Below are 14,822 nucleotides of genomic sequence, written 5' to 3' on the forward strand. Positions count from 1 at the left end.
TTATAATTACCTTAAATTGTAACGAAGGAGAGGGTATGGTGAATCAAAAAGATAAAGAAAGAAAAGAGCACGTAGCTCATATTATTGAAATTCCAGATGAATATAGGCTTGTTGTAGATGATCAAGAAGGGGTTGATGACCCGTATCATCTATTATGGTGGGGACATAAAGATGATGAGGAGAAACAGATACAAATTACATTAAATAGACATACTGGTAATTTAATTGAATTTAGGATAGATGATGGAAATTCTTTTTCGAGTGATAAGGGAGCGATAGAGGAGAATAAAGCAAGAGAGGTTGCAAATACATTCTTAAAAAAATATACAAAAGAAGGATATGAATTCTATACATATGTAACGGTTAAGGACGACAGGCGCGGTTGGAAAGAAGTAAATTATATGCAAGAAGTGAATAGCTATCCATTGCCGAATACTGGGTGTGTTGTGCAAGTGCACCCTTCAGGTAATGTTGTGCATTTTCATTACAATGGACAAAAAGCCATAGAGAAAAAACCGTTATGGCCAAGTGAAATTGTTGGGGAGAATATCGTTTTAGAAAATTTGAAAGCTAGACAAGATATGAGACTTGTATTTGTAGATTTAACATACTCTTCATGTGAGTATGAAAACGGGGAAGAAGTAAAAGGGTACCATCTTGTATATGAACCAGAGCCTAGTCATGCGTTTATTGATGCAAGTACAGGTAAAGATTTATATGGGCCAGAACACTATAAATTACCTTCTACAGTACTTGTTGATAAACCGCTAAAGAGTAGTCAAAAAAAAGATGTGTTTGATTTATTTGATTGGGACAAGGGGAAGTTTGTCAAAATAGATGAAAAAGTAGATGAGGATGAAGTCCGGATAAAATTTGTATTAAAAGAAGAATTACAAAAAGAAATAGAAGAGAAGGATTCATATTCAATGGATGAGTTTTATAAAAAACATTTTCCAATGTTGAAACATGATGAATTCGTTGTAATTACTCTAGATAAAGAAACAAATCAATTGCTTTCTTTTTTTATGTGGAAGGATGAGAAAAAAAGGAAAACAATCTTATCAAGAGAGCGATGTTTAAGCAAGGCACTTCAATTTTTAGAGCATATTATCCCAGATGCGACAAAGTATGTTCAACTTTGGGATAATTATGAGGAGGAAGAGGGGATAGAGAGGTTTTCCTTTTCAATCTATGTAAATGACATTCATGTAGAGCGGAAATATATTATGATCAACATCAATGCAGAAAATGGTGCTGTGATGCACTACTCTGGAGAGTCTGGCAACTTTATAAAAGAATTACTTACATATGAAACAACACCAAAAGTAACAAAAGAAAAAGCGTTAGAAATATACAGAGAGGCTATCCGAGTTAAATTAGAATGGTTTGTAGATCATGATGCAGAGGAAACGAAATACAAACTACTGTACAAACAAACGACAGATGAAAAACATAAAGAACCTTTTGATTGTAGTCGGGAAATTCGTTATATTGATGCCCAAACTGGGAGAAAGATTTGGAGTAAGTAAAGTAAAAAGAGTTATTTTTCAAAGAAAATAACTCTTTTTATTTTTATAATTTGTCTGTTCGTTTTTCAAAATTAAATGTGATAGGAAGATTGGAAGAAGAATTATCACTTTTAAATGTTACTTTCCATTCTTTAGTATGGGCTTTAATTTCAAAATTGAGAAGATTCATCGCTCTACGTTTATCTATTTCTAAAAACATATTATGAATTTCTGGTTCTTGCTGTAAATTAAGAGCCTTTAGTGTGACTGTTAATGTGAAAAAATTTTGCCCTTCATATACTATTTTTGATATTTTTGTTTTTTGTGTATTTAACAGTATATAAAAACGGTCTGATGGAGTTAATTGTACAGAGTCATCAGTAATTTCATTCTCGCTATTATAAAGTTCAACTAAGAAAGATGTACTATGGGAAGAATGTTTTTTGCTTGTAATCTGTAATTCAGTAGGAATCATCGGTATTTCATAAAAATCATTCCTTATTATGTTATTGTAATCCTCTGAAAATTTACGGACTTCTTTTGGAAAAGAGTCTTCTTGTGTACTTAAAAAAGTTTTATGTTGCTTTGGAGTTTTTTTACTAAAATTTAATGTTTCTTTAAAGTAATAATTGGATCCAGTTAAAAATAAAAAACTACAAATTAATAAAAAAATTCGATACGGATTTTGAAAGTTAAAGAACAGTAGTATACATGTAATAAATCCAATTACATAGAAAATAAAGATAAGTAGTTCTAGTTTTGAGTGAAAGGAGAAACCATAATTATGAAAAAATTTCATTCCAATTATAATTTGAGCTCCAAAAAACAAAGAAATTCCAAATTGAAAAAATAATAAATCAGGCCCTCTCTTAATAACAAAAGTAATGAACGAAATGAAAAGTAAAAATACCCCTAAATAAATTGTTACATTTAATAATCGATCTAATGTAAGCATGAATAGTTTCCCCTTTAATAGCATATTCATATATAAATAACAATTTTATATAATTATAATATAACAATAAAATATTTTAAATGTTGGAAGTGTTGAGTTTTATAAATATACTGTACAGACACAAACAACCTCAAGCCCACATACACATAATAAAGACCACTATTTTGGCGGAGGTGAAAGGTTTGAGTCTATTCGCCGCAATTGGATATATGGTTCGAGAAGTGTTTGTCTTTGTTTCTTATGTGAAAAATAATGCGTTTCCGCAGCCGTTATCATCAGATGATGAGAGAAAGTACTTAGAGTTAATGGAGCAAGGTGATGCTCAAGCGAGAAATCTTTTAATTGAACATAATTTACGGCTTGTAGCTCATATCGTTAAAAAATTTGAGAACACAGGAGAAGATGCAGAAGATTTAATTTCAATTGGTACGATCGGGCTCATTAAAGCGATCGAGAGCTATTCTGCAGGAAAGGGAACGAAGCTTGCGACGTATGCAGCACGCTGTATTGAAAATGAAATTTTGATGCATTTACGTGTACTAAAGAAAACGAAAAAAGATGTTTCACTTCATGATCCGATCGGGCAAGATAAAGAGGGCAATGAAATATCGCTTATTGATATATTAAAATCAGAGTCTGAAGATGTAATTGATATGATTCAGCTTAGTATGGAGTTAGAAAAAATTAAAGAGTATATCGATATTTTAGACGAAAGAGAAAAAGAAGTGATTGTGAAACGTTTTGGACTTGGGCTAGATAAGGAGAAAACACAGCGGGAAATAGCTAAGGCGCTTGGCATTTCTAGAAGTTACGTATCACGGATCGAAAAGCGTGCTTTAATGAAAATGTTCCACGAGTTTGTAAGGGCAGAGAAAGAGAAAAAAGCGAAAGAGTAAAGTGTATTAGAAGCAGCCATATTTTAAAATAGGCTGCTTTTCTTATTGTAAATAAGAAAAGAAAACGCGTTATGCTAAGAAGAAATACATGTTCACTGTTGAAAATGACGGATTCTATCTGTAATATTAGAAGGTGCTAAATAATTTAAGAATAATACCATACTTAGTTTTCTGTATGTATAATAAGGCTGCTTTATATGATATGTGGGAATAAGAACCAATTTTACGTATGATATAGAAAGAAAATAAGGGAAAACTAAAGTTATAGACTGATTAGGGGGTTTCGCAATTTGCGACGTACATTATATCGACTTATGATAGAACTTACAAATGGTCGCTTTACTTCTTATATATTACGTAAATTTGCACAATCTCGTTTGAGCTCTATCATTATTCCATCGTATGCGAAAGTTTTTCAAATTAATCAAGATGAGATGGAAAAGGGTTTGAAGGAATATAGAACATTGCATGAATTATTTACGCGTAAGCTAAAAGAAGGAAAGCGTAGTATTGATACAGATGCATCGAGTATCGTTAGTCCTGTTGATGGTGTTTTTGCAGATCATGGTCCTATTGAGGATACAAAAACATTTGATATTAAAGGAAAACGCTATTCAATTGTGGATATGCTAGGTAATGAAGAACGTGCAACGCGATATGCAGGCGGTACATATATGGTAATTTATTTGAGTCCAAGTCACTATCATCGCATTCATAGTCCGCTTTCTGGTTCTGTGACTGAAAGATTTGTACTCGGTAGAAAATCGTATCCGGTAAATGCAGCTGGTATGGAATACGGGAAAGAACCGCTGTCAAAAAATTATCGTTCTGTTACAGAAGTAAGCAGTGATGGCGAACATATGGCTCTTGTAAAAGTAGGGGCCATGTTTGTTAATAGTATTGAGCTTTTGCATGAGAGAGACACTGTTCAAAAAGGTGAAGAAATGGCATACTTTACATTTGGTTCAACAGTTGTGTTATTGTTTGAAAAAGATATGATAGAAGTAGTGCAGGAATTAAAGAGTGGACAAGAGCTGCGTCTTGGTGAAAAAATAGCTACTCGATTAGCTCATAAATAAAGAAAAGCTTTTATAACCGTAAGTAAGAGTTATGGGCAAAGATACTTAATGATGAAATCCCCTAGATGGGAGTACTTGTTTATTCGAGAGCCATCGTAGGATGGCTCTTTTTACAGGGCATTCAATAATGTATCCTGTAACTGTTTGATTGGTACGGGCTGATTAAACTTTCACTTTATATGTAATCAAGAAGATTTGACAAGCTTGTCCTCTAATGAGCGTCTAATGATTTCTTGTTTTATAAGTAAAATGAAGTCGGGATTTAATTTTAGTTCTTTTGCTTTATAATAAGACTCAGTGAGTAACTCAGTGGATAACTGTTCCATATGTTTTGTTTTCAAGGTGAGTCACCTCCTAATAATATAAGGATTGATTCGTTGATGCATTTAATGTACCAAAAAAGTATGACAGTCACAAACGAGTGGTTATCCACATACCTAGGTGGATAAAGTGTGTATAGTTTGTTAGTAAATTCCAAATTAACTGAAAGATTAATGTGGAAAATGTGTACAATTTTATCCACAGGTTATATATCGAAAAATGTTGTCGAAAAATTTTATGAAAAATCCTCAAAGAGGTGAAAGAAATTGAAGCTATTTTTACCAAATGAATACGTGAAAAATGTATATCATGTTCAACCAGAAGATTTAAAAAAACGTGGGATTAAAGGTGTTATTACTGATTTAGATAACACTTTAATTGAATGGGATCGTCCAAATGCAACCCCGCAACTTGAAGAATGGTTCTTAAAAATGAAAGAGCAAGGCATCCAAGTAACGGTTGTTTCAAATAATAATGAGCAACGTGTAAAAGATTTTGCTGACCCATTAGGTATTCCATTTATTCATAGTGCACGTAAACCATTTGTTCGAGCGTTTAAGCGTGCGATACAAGAGATGCATCTGCAGGCAGAGGAAGTTGTAGTAATTGGAGATCAGTTACTGACTGATGTGCTTGGTGGAAACCGAGTAGGGCTTCATACAATTTTAGTTGTACCGGTAGCACAAACGGACGGATTAGTGACGCGCTTTAATCGAAAAATTGAACGAAGAATCATGAAAAATATGAAGAAAAAAGGTTTAATTAACTGGGAGGAATAAAGTTTGACTGAAACAATTAAATGTATTGGTTGCGGTGTAGAAATTCAAACAGAAAATAAAAACGAAGTGGGGTATGCTCCTACCTCATCTTTAGAGAAAGAACAAGTCATTTGTCAACGTTGTTTTCGCTTGAAGCATTACAATGAAATTCAAGATGTATCGTTAACAGATGATGACTTCCTACGCATTTTAAATGGAATTGGAAAATCAGATGCATTAGTAGTCAAAATTGTAGATATTTTTGATTTTAATGGTAGCTGGTTACCTGGCTTACATCGTTTCGTAGGAAATAATAAAGTATTACTTGTTGGAAATAAAGCTGATTTAATTCCAAAGTCAGTAAAACATGATAAAGTAAAACATTGGATGCGCTATAGTGCAAAGCAGCTAGGATTAAAACCAGAAGATGTCTTTTTAATTAGTGCAGCGAAGGGACAAGGAATTGCTGAACTAGCAGATGCTATTGAGTATTATCGCGGCGGCAAAGATGTTTATGTTGTTGGATGTACGAATGTAGGGAAATCGACATTTATTAATCGTATGATTAAAGAATTTAGTGATGAGACTGAAAATGTAATTACAACATCTCATTTCCCAGGAACAACACTGGATTTAATTGATATTCCATTAGACGAAGAATCTTCTTTATATGATACGCCAGGTATTATTAACCACCACCAAATGGCTCATTATGTTGGGAAGCAAAGCTTAAAGCTTATTACACCAACAAAAGAAATTAAGCCGATGGTATTCCAATTAAATGAAGAACAAACGTTATTCTTTAGTGGATTGGCACGTTTTGATTATGTAAGTGGTGGTCGTCGTGCGTTTACTTGTCACTTCTCGAATCGTTTAACAATCCATCGTACAAAGCTTGAGAAAGCAGATGAATTATATAAAAATCATGCTGGAGATTTACTAAGCCCGCCAACACCAGAAGAATTAGCAAATATGCCTGAGTTAGTGAAATACGAATTTAATATTCGTGAACCAAAGACGGATGTTGTATTCTCTGGATTAGGATGGGTTACTGTGAACGAACCAGGCGCGAAAATTGTTGCACACGTACCAAAAGGAGTAAGTGTTTCACTACGTAAATCTTTAATTTAATATGGAGAGGGATTTATGAAACAATTATATGGTGTAATCGGAAATCCAATTGGACATTCATTATCACCCGTTATGCATAACGATGCATTTGAACACTTGAATATGGATGCCCATTATCATGCATTCCTTGTTGAAGAGGAAGCGCTAGGGGAAGCAGTAAGAGGTTTAAAAGCATTAGGTATTTCAGGATTTAATGTAACAACTCCGCACAAGGTTGCTATCATGGAGTATTTGGATGAGATTGATCCATTGGCAAGGAAAATCGGTGCAGTAAATACAGTGGTTCATAAGAATGGAAGGTTAATTGGCTACAACACAGATGGAATTGGTTTTGTTCGAGCGCTGCAGTCAATTAGTAATGAACCACTTCAAGGGAAACGTATTTTGTTACTTGGTGCAGGTGGTGCTAGCCGAGCTATTTATTTTTCTCTTGCTGATGTAGGTGTAAAAGAGATTGATGTAGCCAATCGTACAGTAGATAAGGCGAAAGAACTTATTGCTGCACGTACGGCCGATGTTAATTCTGTTGCTTTGTCGTTAGAAAAAGCGACAGAAGAACAAGGAAATTATGATATTATCATTCAGACGACAACGATAGGTATGCATCCACACGTCGAACATACGCCATTACAAATGTGTTCGTTAAAAAAAGGAACGATTGTATCAGATATAATTTATAATCCATTTGAAACGAAAATTTTATGTGAGGCAAAAGAGCAAGGTGCAATCATTCAAAATGGTATTGATATGTTTGTTTATCAAGGAGCACTTGCATTTGAAATGTGGACAGGACGTGTACCAAATATTGATCGAATGAAACAATTAGTTATAGAAAAGCTTGGAGGCTAACATATATGTTAACAGGAAAACAAAAAAGATTTTTACGTGCACAAGCACATCATTTAACACCAATTTTTCAAGTAGGAAAAGGCGGAGTAAATGAAAATATGGTAAAACAAATTGGAGAAGCGTTAGAAGTTCGTGAACTATTTAAAGTGAGTGTATTACAAAACTGTGAATTTGATCGCCGTGAGGTTGCGGAAGAACTTGCAAAAGGTGCACGTGCTGAAATCGTTCAAGTAATTGGAAGTACAATCGTTTTATACAAAGAATCAAGAGAAAATAAACAAATTAAGCTTCCTCGATAAAAAGATTAGCATGCGCTATTTTTTATCGCTGATGCGTAATGATGTAGAGAGCGAAACCAATTGAACTTTTATTAATAGCAACTCTCTTCGTTCCTAACCAAGGAGAGTTGCTGTATGTAAAAGGAAGGGGCGTTTCTTTTGAGGAAAATTGGCATCATTGGCGGTACATTTGATCCGCCTCACTATGGACATTTGCTAATTGCAAATGAAGTATATCACGCTTTGGAATTGGAAGAAGTATGGTTCTTGCCAAACCAGATTCCGCCACATAAACAAGGACGTAATATTACAAGTATAGAAAGTCGTTTACATATGTTAGAGCTTGCGACTGAGGCAGAAGAACACTTTTCTATTTGTTTAGAAGAGCTAAGCAGGAAGGGCCCATCTTATACGTATGACACTATGTTACAATTGACGAAGAAGTATCCGGATGTGCAGTTTCACTTTATTATCGGTGGGGATATGGTTGAGTATTTACCGAAGTGGTATAACATTGAAGCTTTACTTAATCTTGTAACATTTGTTGGAGTTGCAAGACCTGGGTATACATTGCATACACCATATAAGATTACTACAGTGGAAATTCCGGAATTTGCAGTTTCTTCATCCTTATTACGTGAGAGATATAAGGAGAAGAAAACGTGTAAATATTTACTTCCTGAAAAAGTACAGGTATATATCGAGAGGAATGGGTTGTATGAATCGTGAGAATGCACTTCATATTGTCAAACAACAAATGCATGAAAAACGTTATATACACACAATTGGTGTAATGGAGACAGCGATTGAGCTTGCTAAGTTATACGGTGTGGACGAGAAAAAAGCAGAGATGGCAGCTATATTCCATGATTATGCGAAATGTAGAGCAATTTCAGAGATGGAAGAGATTATTAAACGTGAAGATTTGCCGAAAGATTTACTTTGCTATAATAAAGAGTTGTGGCATGCGCCTGTTGGGGCATACTTAGTAGAAAAAGAGGTAGGCATTACGGATTCTGAAATATTGCAGGCTATTACATATCATACAAGTGGTCATGAGAACATGACGATGTTAGATAAAGTGATTTATGTAGCTGATTACATTGAGCCAGGGCGAAAGTTTCCAGGTGTGGAAGAGGCTCGTAAACTCGCATATACGGATATAAATCAAGCTTTATTATTTGCCTTAAAGAGAACAATTCAATTTTTAATGGAAAAAAATCAGACGATTTATCCATTAACATTCCAAACATACAATGCAGTTATCAAGGAGGAAATGAGTAAATGAACGATAAAGATTTATTAGTGTTAGCGGCAAAAGCAGCTGATGATAAAAGAGCAGAAGATATGGTTGTCCTAAATATGCAAGGTATTTCACCAATTGCAGATTATTTCATTATTTGTCACGGTAATTCAGATAAACAAGTGCAAGCAATTGCACGTGAAATTAAATCAAAAGCACATGAGTTCCAAATCGACGTACAACGTATGGAAGGTTTTGACGAAGCACGTTGGGTATTAGTTGATCTTGGAGATGTAGTTGCCCATGTATTCCATAAAGATGAGCGTAATCACTATAATTTAGAGCGTCTATGGGGCGATGTGCCACGTGAAGATATAACAGAAGAGCTAGGCCAATGAAATACGAACAATTTGCATTGTTGTACGACGAACTGATGAATGATGTCCCTTATGATAAATGGGTAGAATTCACAGAGGAAAGCCTGCAGCAGGCAGATATGAAAGAGGCAAAAATTCTTGATGTAGCATGCGGTACGGGTAATGTAACCCTTCCGCTTGTGCAAAAGGGTTACGATTTAATAGGTGTCGATCTTTCAGAAGAAATGTTAACAGTCGCTCAGCAAAAACTAGGAGGAGAGGGATACTTTATTCCTTTTTACCAACAAGACATGCGAGAGCTTGATGTTCCAGGTGAGTTTGACTGTGTCACTATCTTTTGTGATTCATTAAATTATGTATTGCAAGAAGATGGAGTACAAGAAACATTTAGAAGAGTGTTTCACCATTTGCGTCAAGATGGTTTGTTTTTATTTGATGTACATTCTTTATATAAAATACATCATGTATTTCAAAATGAAACGTATACAGTGAATGGAGAAGAAATATCTCTTATTTGGAATTGCTTCCCTGGTGAAGAATCAAATAGTGTAGAGCATGATTTGACATTCTTTGTTCAAGATCCGGAAGAAGATGTGTACCATCGGTTTGACGAATGTCACGTGCAACGTGCATATCAAGTGGAAGAGTTAACGAAATGGCTTGAAGAAGCAGGTTTTACAGTTCTTCGTGTAACAGGTGATTTTGAGCGACTTGAAGTTACAGAACAAACAGAGCGTATTTTCTTCATGGCGAAGAAAAACGGATAAAATAAATAAAACAAAAGCAACCGAGAAGGTTGCTTTTGTTTTATAAAGAAGATGTATTTTTAGTTCTAGCATAATCTGAAGATCGTATGCGTAAAGTGTGGGAATAGTAGTTGAAGTGAAAATGTATTGTAAAAAAGTAAGTATTTATAAAAAGGATTTGGAATGAAAATGACGTATTTATTATGTGTGTTTATTGAATTGCTGATCAACGCATTCTAAATCTTCATCAAATTTTTCATGTGTTCGCTCGATTAACTTATGGAACATATCTCCAACGTGTTCTTCTAAAACCCGAATGCCTTCCCCGGTAACGCCGCCTTTCACGCAAACCTTTTCTTGTAAGGTAGGTAATGTGAAGATTTCTTTTTCAAGTAATTTCCCCATCCCCACGACCATTTCACTTACTAAAGTAGTAGCCTCTTCGTGTGTAATATTTGTTTTATCTACAGCAGCGTTAATGAAGCATTGTAGTAAATAACTAAAGAAAGCAGGACCGCAACTTGCTATATCAGATGAAACACGTGTTATATCTTCTTCTATTACAAGAGGTGTAGAAATATTTTTGAATAGACGAAGTAGTTTTTGTTGCCATTCTTCAGAGCAATTATTTCCAAATGTAAATAGTGAGGCGCCAGAGAGGGCGCGATTTGTGATACTTGGAATGATACGTGCGACGTGGCACGGTACGAGAGTCTCTAATTGTGATGGAGATATTGGACTTGTAATAGAAACTAAGCACGTTTCATCAGAAAAATGTTCAGCGTATTTTTTTAGGATAGGGTATATATCTATCGGCTTAACGCAAATAAAAATAAGTTGTGATTGTTCGATTACTTCCGGGATTGTTTTTGCTATATGAACAGAAGGGTATTTTTCTTTTATGTGATATGCTTTGGCAGGCGTCCGATTAATGATTGTAAGGCACGAAGGTTTGACAGCACGGGTTTCTAAAAATGCATCGATTAGTATATTCCCCATGTTTCCTGTCCCTATAATTCCTATGTTCAAAGTTTCATCCCTCCTTCGTAACAGCTTTCTCCTAAACAATATGAATGATGTTATAAATTTATGATTAGAGGTGTAAAATGATGTGGGATTTTCCGAAAAAGTGGTTAGGTTTAGTAGCTATTATTGGAACTTTACTTTTTCTTGTTTTTTGGAAAACGAATCAGAGTGTAGAACGAACGCCTATTACAATGAATGTGCAAGAGAAGGAGATAGAAAAAAAGGGTAAACCGAAAATATCGGATACAAAGGAACAGAAAAGAACAATTATAATTGATGTGAAAGGAGCGGTTAATAAAGAAGGGGTATATGAAATGAAGGAAGGAGATCGCGTAAAGGATGCGGTTCAAAAGGCTGGTGGTTTTTTATCAGAAGTAGATATGAAAAAAGTGAATTTAGCACAAATTGTACAAGATCAAATGCTTCTTTATATACCGAGTAAAAATGAGCCAGAACAAGGGATGTTTACTTCTTCTAAGGAAGATGGCAAGATTCGAATAAATACAGCAGCGAAAGAGCAATTGGAAAAAATTACAGGGATTGGCTCTCGAAAGGCAGAAAGTATTTTGAAATATCGAGAAGAGCATGGTCCGTTTCAGAAAATAGAAGATTTATTAGAGATTGATGGGATTGGTGCGAAGTCTCTTGAAAAGATAAAAGATCAAATTATTATTCCATAAAAGATTGACGAAGTTTTTCTTCTTTCGCTACACTACAAGTAGACAAAAAAGTAGGTGAAAAATATGGAACGAATTTCATGGGATCAATATTTTATGACGCAAAGCCATCTACTATCGTTACGTAGTACATGCACAAGGCTTGCGGTAGGAGCGACAATCGTTCGCGATAAACGAATTATTGCTGGTGGATATAATGGTTCGATTAAAGGTGGCGTACATTGTATAGATGATGGTTGTTACGTAATCGATAATCATTGTGTTCGGACAATTCATGCCGAAATGAATGCTTTATTACAATGTGCCAAGTTTGGTGCGAAAACAGAGGAAGCAGAAATTTACGTTACGCATTTCCCTTGTTTACAATGTTGTAAGGCAATTATTCAAAGTGGTATTACAGCGGTTTATTATGCGCAGGATTATAAAAATCATCCATACGCCATAGAATTATTTGAACAAGCGAATGTAACAGTGAAGCACGTTCCGCTAGAATATGATATCGCTGCATTAGAGGAGCAAAAACGTTATACGGAGTTAAAAGAATTATTTGCGTCTTTAGAAAAAGATAATTTATCAATGGAAGAATTACAGCATGTATTCACGAAAGCAAAAATGATGCTATAAGGAGTGAGTATAAGTTGCAGGAACAATGGGGGTATGTTGCAATCTCGTTTATAATAGGGATTGCAATTGCCTTTTCCTCGTCACTTTTATTGATAGTTTTTTGCCTCTTTTTAAATGTTTTCTTCTGTTTATATCGCACTTCTCGTAAAACCTTCTTTTTTTGCATTGTAGCGTGCTTTAGTGGCGCTATATACACTTCCTATGTTCAAGGGTGGAATAAGTCTCTAGGAGAGTCCTATGGAGTTACAAGAGGGGTTATACAAAATACACCGCTTGTTAATGGAGATCGCCTATCTTTTCAGTTTGAAGATCACAATAAAAATATAGTGCAGTTAAGTTATAGAATAAAATCAGCCTTGGAAAAGGAAAAAATGCAACAATTATACGCAGGGATATCATGTGTATTCGAGGGTGAGAGGAAAGAACCGCAAACAGCTCGGAATTTTCATGGTTTTAATTACCGTGATTATTTATACAAGCAACATATTCATTTCACATTTGAGGCTACATATATTTCTGAATGCTATAAAACATCACTGTCGCTCATGCAACGGATTCTCCTTTTGAGGCAACAAGTAATCTCGAAAGTTACAGAGATGTTTCCAGAGCAATCAGGTGCTTTTATGAATGCGTTACTATTTGGTGATAGACAACAAATGACGTTTGAAGTGGAAGAGCAATATCAACAGTTTGGTCTTGTACATTTGTTAGCAATTTCAGGTTCGCACATTGTATTGTTAATGGTGATAGTATATTTTATTTTGCTAAGAAGTGGTGCGACGAGGGAGGTAGCAACAATTTACCTTATCATTTGTATTCCTTTGTATATGGTTTTAGCAGGGGCGTCACCCTCTGTTATAAGGGCTTCTATAACAGGAGTTTTGACGTTGATTGCTTTTATGTGCTCGATTCGTTTATCTAGTTTAGATGCTTTAAGTGTAACAGCTATATGTATGCTTATATATGACCCTTATCTTGTTTTTAATATTGGATTTCAGTTTTCTTTTGTAGGTAGCTTCGCTTTACTTTTGTCTGCTCCGTTATTGTTAGTGAGTAGCAACGGAGTAATCCGAAATTCTATTTATATTTCTATCATTTCACAGCTCGTTAGTACTCCGATTTTGTTATATCACTTTGGTTATTTTTCTCCATATAGCATTTTCCTCAATCTTTTATACGTTCCGTTTTTATCTATCATTGTATTACCATGTAGCATTATTATTTTACTGTGTATGCCAATTGTCCCGTTTCTCGCAAAAGGATTTGCGGATGTGTTATCAATAGGCTTGAGTATGTCTAATGTTTTTCTAAGTTATTGTGAAAGTTTACCATTTAACCAGCTTATTTTCGGGAAAACGTCCTTCAATCTTGTAGCTGTATATTGCGCGAGTATTGTCAGTATATTGATGGTTTGGGAAAGGAGAGCGCCGAAAAAAATGGTTTGTATAGTTGTGAGTATATTTCTTTTTATTAGCACGTGTCATTATGTATATCCATATTTTAGAGGAAGTGGAAGTGTAACATTTATTGATGTTGGACAAGGTGATGCAATATTAATTCGCCTTCCGTATGATAAAGGGGTTTATCTTATTGATACAGGTGGAACGCTTCGTGTCAATAAGGAAGAGTGGCAACAAAAAAAGCATGAATTTTCTGTTGGAAATGATGTTTTAATACCCTATTTACAAAAAGAAGGTATTAAAACAATTGATAAATTAATCGTAACGCATGGAGATGCAGATCATATAGGTGCTGCGCAAGAATTATTATCATATATACCTGTAAAAGAAGTTGTGTTTGGCCGGAAGGGAAAAGATGCAGTATTAGAAAAAGTAGTAAAGAAACAGGCATTAGAAAAGGAAATAAAAATAACTGAAGTGGGGGAAGGGGAAAGTTGGAGTGTAAATGAAGCTGAATTTTTCGTTTTAGCTCCAAAAGGAAAAGAAAAAAGTGAAAATAATGCTTCAATTGTAATATGGGCAAAATTTGGAGGATTGACGTGGCTATTTACAGGCGATTTAGAAGAAGAAGGAGAGCAGTTTTTAGTATCTGCGTATCCAAATTTGCGAGTAGATGTTTTAAAAGTTGCTCATCATGGAAGTAACACGTCATCTATAGAGTCTTTTTTGAACGTTATACAGCCCCGTGTAGCGATTATATCTGTTGGTAAGCAGAATAGATATGGACACCCGCATAAAGAAGTGATAGAGCGTTTGGAGAAGATGGGGAGTGCGATATGGCGCACGGACAAGCAAGGTGCTATTTCCTATGTTTTTAAAGGGGAAAATGGAACCTTTCAAAGTAAAATCACATACGATAAGACATATAATAGGTGAAAAAGAGAAGACTGCCAT

Annotated in this window: 17 protein-coding genes; 14 read left to right on the forward strand and 3 right to left on the reverse strand. The window is 34.9% G+C overall.

The annotated features are described in order from the left end of the window. Positions 1-35: 35 nt before the first annotated feature. Positions 36-1,529: a YcdB/YcdC domain-containing protein gene (locus H6481_RS00425; protein WP_182810906.1), complete on the forward strand. Its 1,494-nt coding sequence runs from the start codon at positions 36-38 to the stop codon at positions 1,527-1,529. A gap of 43 nt (positions 1,530-1,572) precedes the next feature. On the opposite strand, the gene H6481_RS00430 is transcribed toward H6481_RS00425, so the two are convergent. Continuing rightward, entirely contained in the window at positions 1,573-2,493 is a 921-nt protein-coding gene (locus H6481_RS00430; protein ID WP_003271732.1) for a hypothetical protein, read from the reverse strand. A gap of 152 nt (positions 2,494-2,645) precedes the next feature. Here H6481_RS00430 and sigK point away from each other — a divergent pair, with 152 nt between their 5' ends. Then, a complete protein-coding gene (gene sigK, locus H6481_RS00435) occupies positions 2,646-3,359 on the forward strand; it encodes an RNA polymerase sporulation sigma factor SigK (protein WP_000051382.1) in 714 nt (237 codons plus the stop codon). Positions 3,360-3,649: 290 nt separating this feature from the next. Then, positions 3,650-4,438, forward strand: a complete 789-nt coding sequence (locus tag H6481_RS00440; RefSeq protein WP_001255000.1) for a phosphatidylserine decarboxylase — start codon at positions 3,650-3,652, stop codon at positions 4,436-4,438. A gap of 185 nt (positions 4,439-4,623) precedes the next feature. Here H6481_RS00440 and H6481_RS00445 read toward each other — a convergent pair whose 3' ends face one another. Then, on the reverse strand, positions 4,624-4,779 hold the full coding sequence (locus H6481_RS00445; protein WP_000850094.1) for a sporulation histidine kinase inhibitor Sda: 156 nt from the start codon (positions 4,777-4,779) through the stop codon (positions 4,624-4,626). 246 nt (positions 4,780-5,025) lie between these two features. Between H6481_RS00445 and H6481_RS00450 the strand changes: the two genes are divergently transcribed. The 8 genes from H6481_RS00450 (at position 5,026) to H6481_RS00485 (ending at position 10,162) form a co-directional block, all read left to right on the forward strand. Beyond that, on the forward strand, positions 5,026-5,538 hold the full coding sequence (locus H6481_RS00450) for a YqeG family HAD IIIA-type phosphatase (RefSeq protein WP_000765307.1): 513 nt from the start codon (positions 5,026-5,028) through the stop codon (positions 5,536-5,538). Positions 5,539-5,541: 3 nt separating this feature from the next. Then, complete coding sequence (gene yqeH / locus H6481_RS00455) at positions 5,542-6,648, forward strand: ribosome biogenesis GTPase YqeH (RefSeq protein WP_000140807.1); 1,107 nt, start codon at positions 5,542-5,544, stop codon at positions 6,646-6,648. A gap of 15 nt (positions 6,649-6,663) precedes the next feature. Then, positions 6,664-7,497 (forward strand): shikimate dehydrogenase, encoded by an 834-nt coding sequence (gene aroE, locus H6481_RS00460; RefSeq protein WP_000812072.1) that lies wholly within the window; start codon positions 6,664-6,666, stop codon positions 7,495-7,497. A gap of 5 nt (positions 7,498-7,502) precedes the next feature. Then, the gene (gene yhbY, locus H6481_RS00465; protein ID WP_000955227.1) at positions 7,503-7,796 is read left to right on the forward strand and encodes a ribosome assembly RNA-binding protein YhbY; all 294 of its coding nucleotides are present in this window, start codon (positions 7,503-7,505) and stop codon (positions 7,794-7,796) included. A 138-nt stretch (positions 7,797-7,934) separates the two neighbouring features. Continuing rightward, positions 7,935-8,504 carry a nicotinate-nucleotide adenylyltransferase gene (nadD, locus tag H6481_RS00470; protein ID WP_001226037.1) on the forward strand — a complete coding sequence of 190 codons (570 nt, stop codon included), beginning with the start codon at positions 7,935-7,937 and terminating at the stop codon, positions 8,502-8,504. Further along, the gene (gene yqeK / locus H6481_RS00475; RefSeq protein WP_001078478.1) at positions 8,494-9,063 is read left to right on the forward strand and encodes a bis(5'-nucleosyl)-tetraphosphatase (symmetrical) YqeK; all 570 of its coding nucleotides are present in this window, start codon (positions 8,494-8,496) and stop codon (positions 9,061-9,063) included. Before nadD ends, yqeK begins: the two co-directional genes overlap by 11 nt. Beyond that, entirely contained in the window at positions 9,060-9,416 is a 357-nt protein-coding gene (gene rsfS / locus H6481_RS00480; RefSeq protein ID WP_000998173.1) for a ribosome silencing factor, read from the forward strand. Before yqeK ends, rsfS begins: the two co-directional genes overlap by 4 nt. Next, positions 9,413-10,162, forward strand: coding sequence for a class I SAM-dependent methyltransferase (locus H6481_RS00485; protein ID WP_000873069.1), 750 nt, complete (start codon positions 9,413-9,415; stop codon positions 10,160-10,162). Before rsfS ends, H6481_RS00485 begins: the two co-directional genes overlap by 4 nt. A 180-nt stretch (positions 10,163-10,342) precedes the next feature. On the opposite strand, the gene comER is transcribed toward H6481_RS00485, so the two are convergent. After that, positions 10,343-11,170, reverse strand: coding sequence for a late competence protein ComER (gene comER / locus H6481_RS00490; protein ID WP_053563635.1), 828 nt, complete (start codon positions 11,168-11,170; stop codon positions 10,343-10,345). Positions 11,171-11,247: 77 nt separating this feature from the next. Between comER and H6481_RS00495 the strand changes: the two genes are divergently transcribed. The 3 genes from H6481_RS00495 (at position 11,248) to H6481_RS00505 (ending at position 14,804) form a co-directional block, all read left to right on the forward strand. Then, positions 11,248-11,847, forward strand: a complete 600-nt coding sequence (locus tag H6481_RS00495; protein WP_053563636.1) for a helix-hairpin-helix domain-containing protein — start codon at positions 11,248-11,250, stop codon at positions 11,845-11,847. Between the two features lie 63 nt (positions 11,848-11,910). Then, positions 11,911-12,468: a ComE operon protein 2 gene (locus tag H6481_RS00500; RefSeq protein ID WP_000439773.1), complete on the forward strand. Its 558-nt coding sequence runs from the start codon at positions 11,911-11,913 to the stop codon at positions 12,466-12,468. A gap of 14 nt (positions 12,469-12,482) precedes the next feature. Next, entirely contained in the window at positions 12,483-14,804 is a 2,322-nt protein-coding gene (locus H6481_RS00505) for a DNA internalization-related competence protein ComEC/Rec2 (protein WP_182810907.1), read from the forward strand. Positions 14,805-14,822: the final 18 nt, after the last annotated feature.

Origin of the sequence: Bacillus sp. ME78, from assembly GCF_903970865.1 — a bacterium.
In the GTDB taxonomy this organism is placed as follows: Bacteria; Bacillota; Bacilli; order Bacillales; family Bacillaceae_G; genus Bacillus_A; species Bacillus_A cereus.

Excerpts from the sequence above, each read along its gene's own strand:
- yqeK (WP_001078478.1), top strand. The coding sequence starts at position 8,494 with ATGAATCGTGAGAATGCACTTCATATTGTCAAACAACAAATGCATGAA.
- H6481_RS00500 (WP_000439773.1), top strand. The coding sequence starts at position 11,911 with ATGGAACGAATTTCATGGGATCAATATTTTATGACGCAAAGCCATCTA.
- aroE (WP_000812072.1), top strand. The coding sequence starts at position 6,664 with ATGAAACAATTATATGGTGTAATCGGAAATCCAATTGGACATTCATTA.
- H6481_RS00430 (WP_003271732.1), bottom strand. The coding sequence starts at position 2,493 with ATGAATATGCTATTAAAGGGGAAACTATTCATGCTTACATTAGATCGA.
- H6481_RS00485 (WP_000873069.1), top strand. The coding sequence starts at position 9,413 with ATGAAATACGAACAATTTGCATTGTTGTACGACGAACTGATGAATGAT.
- yhbY (WP_000955227.1), top strand. The coding sequence starts at position 7,503 with ATGTTAACAGGAAAACAAAAAAGATTTTTACGTGCACAAGCACATCAT.
- H6481_RS00425 (WP_182810906.1), top strand. The coding sequence starts at position 36 with ATGGTGAATCAAAAAGATAAAGAAAGAAAAGAGCACGTAGCTCATATT.
- rsfS (WP_000998173.1), top strand. The coding sequence starts at position 9,060 with ATGAACGATAAAGATTTATTAGTGTTAGCGGCAAAAGCAGCTGATGAT.
- H6481_RS00495 (WP_053563636.1), top strand. The coding sequence starts at position 11,248 with ATGATGTGGGATTTTCCGAAAAAGTGGTTAGGTTTAGTAGCTATTATT.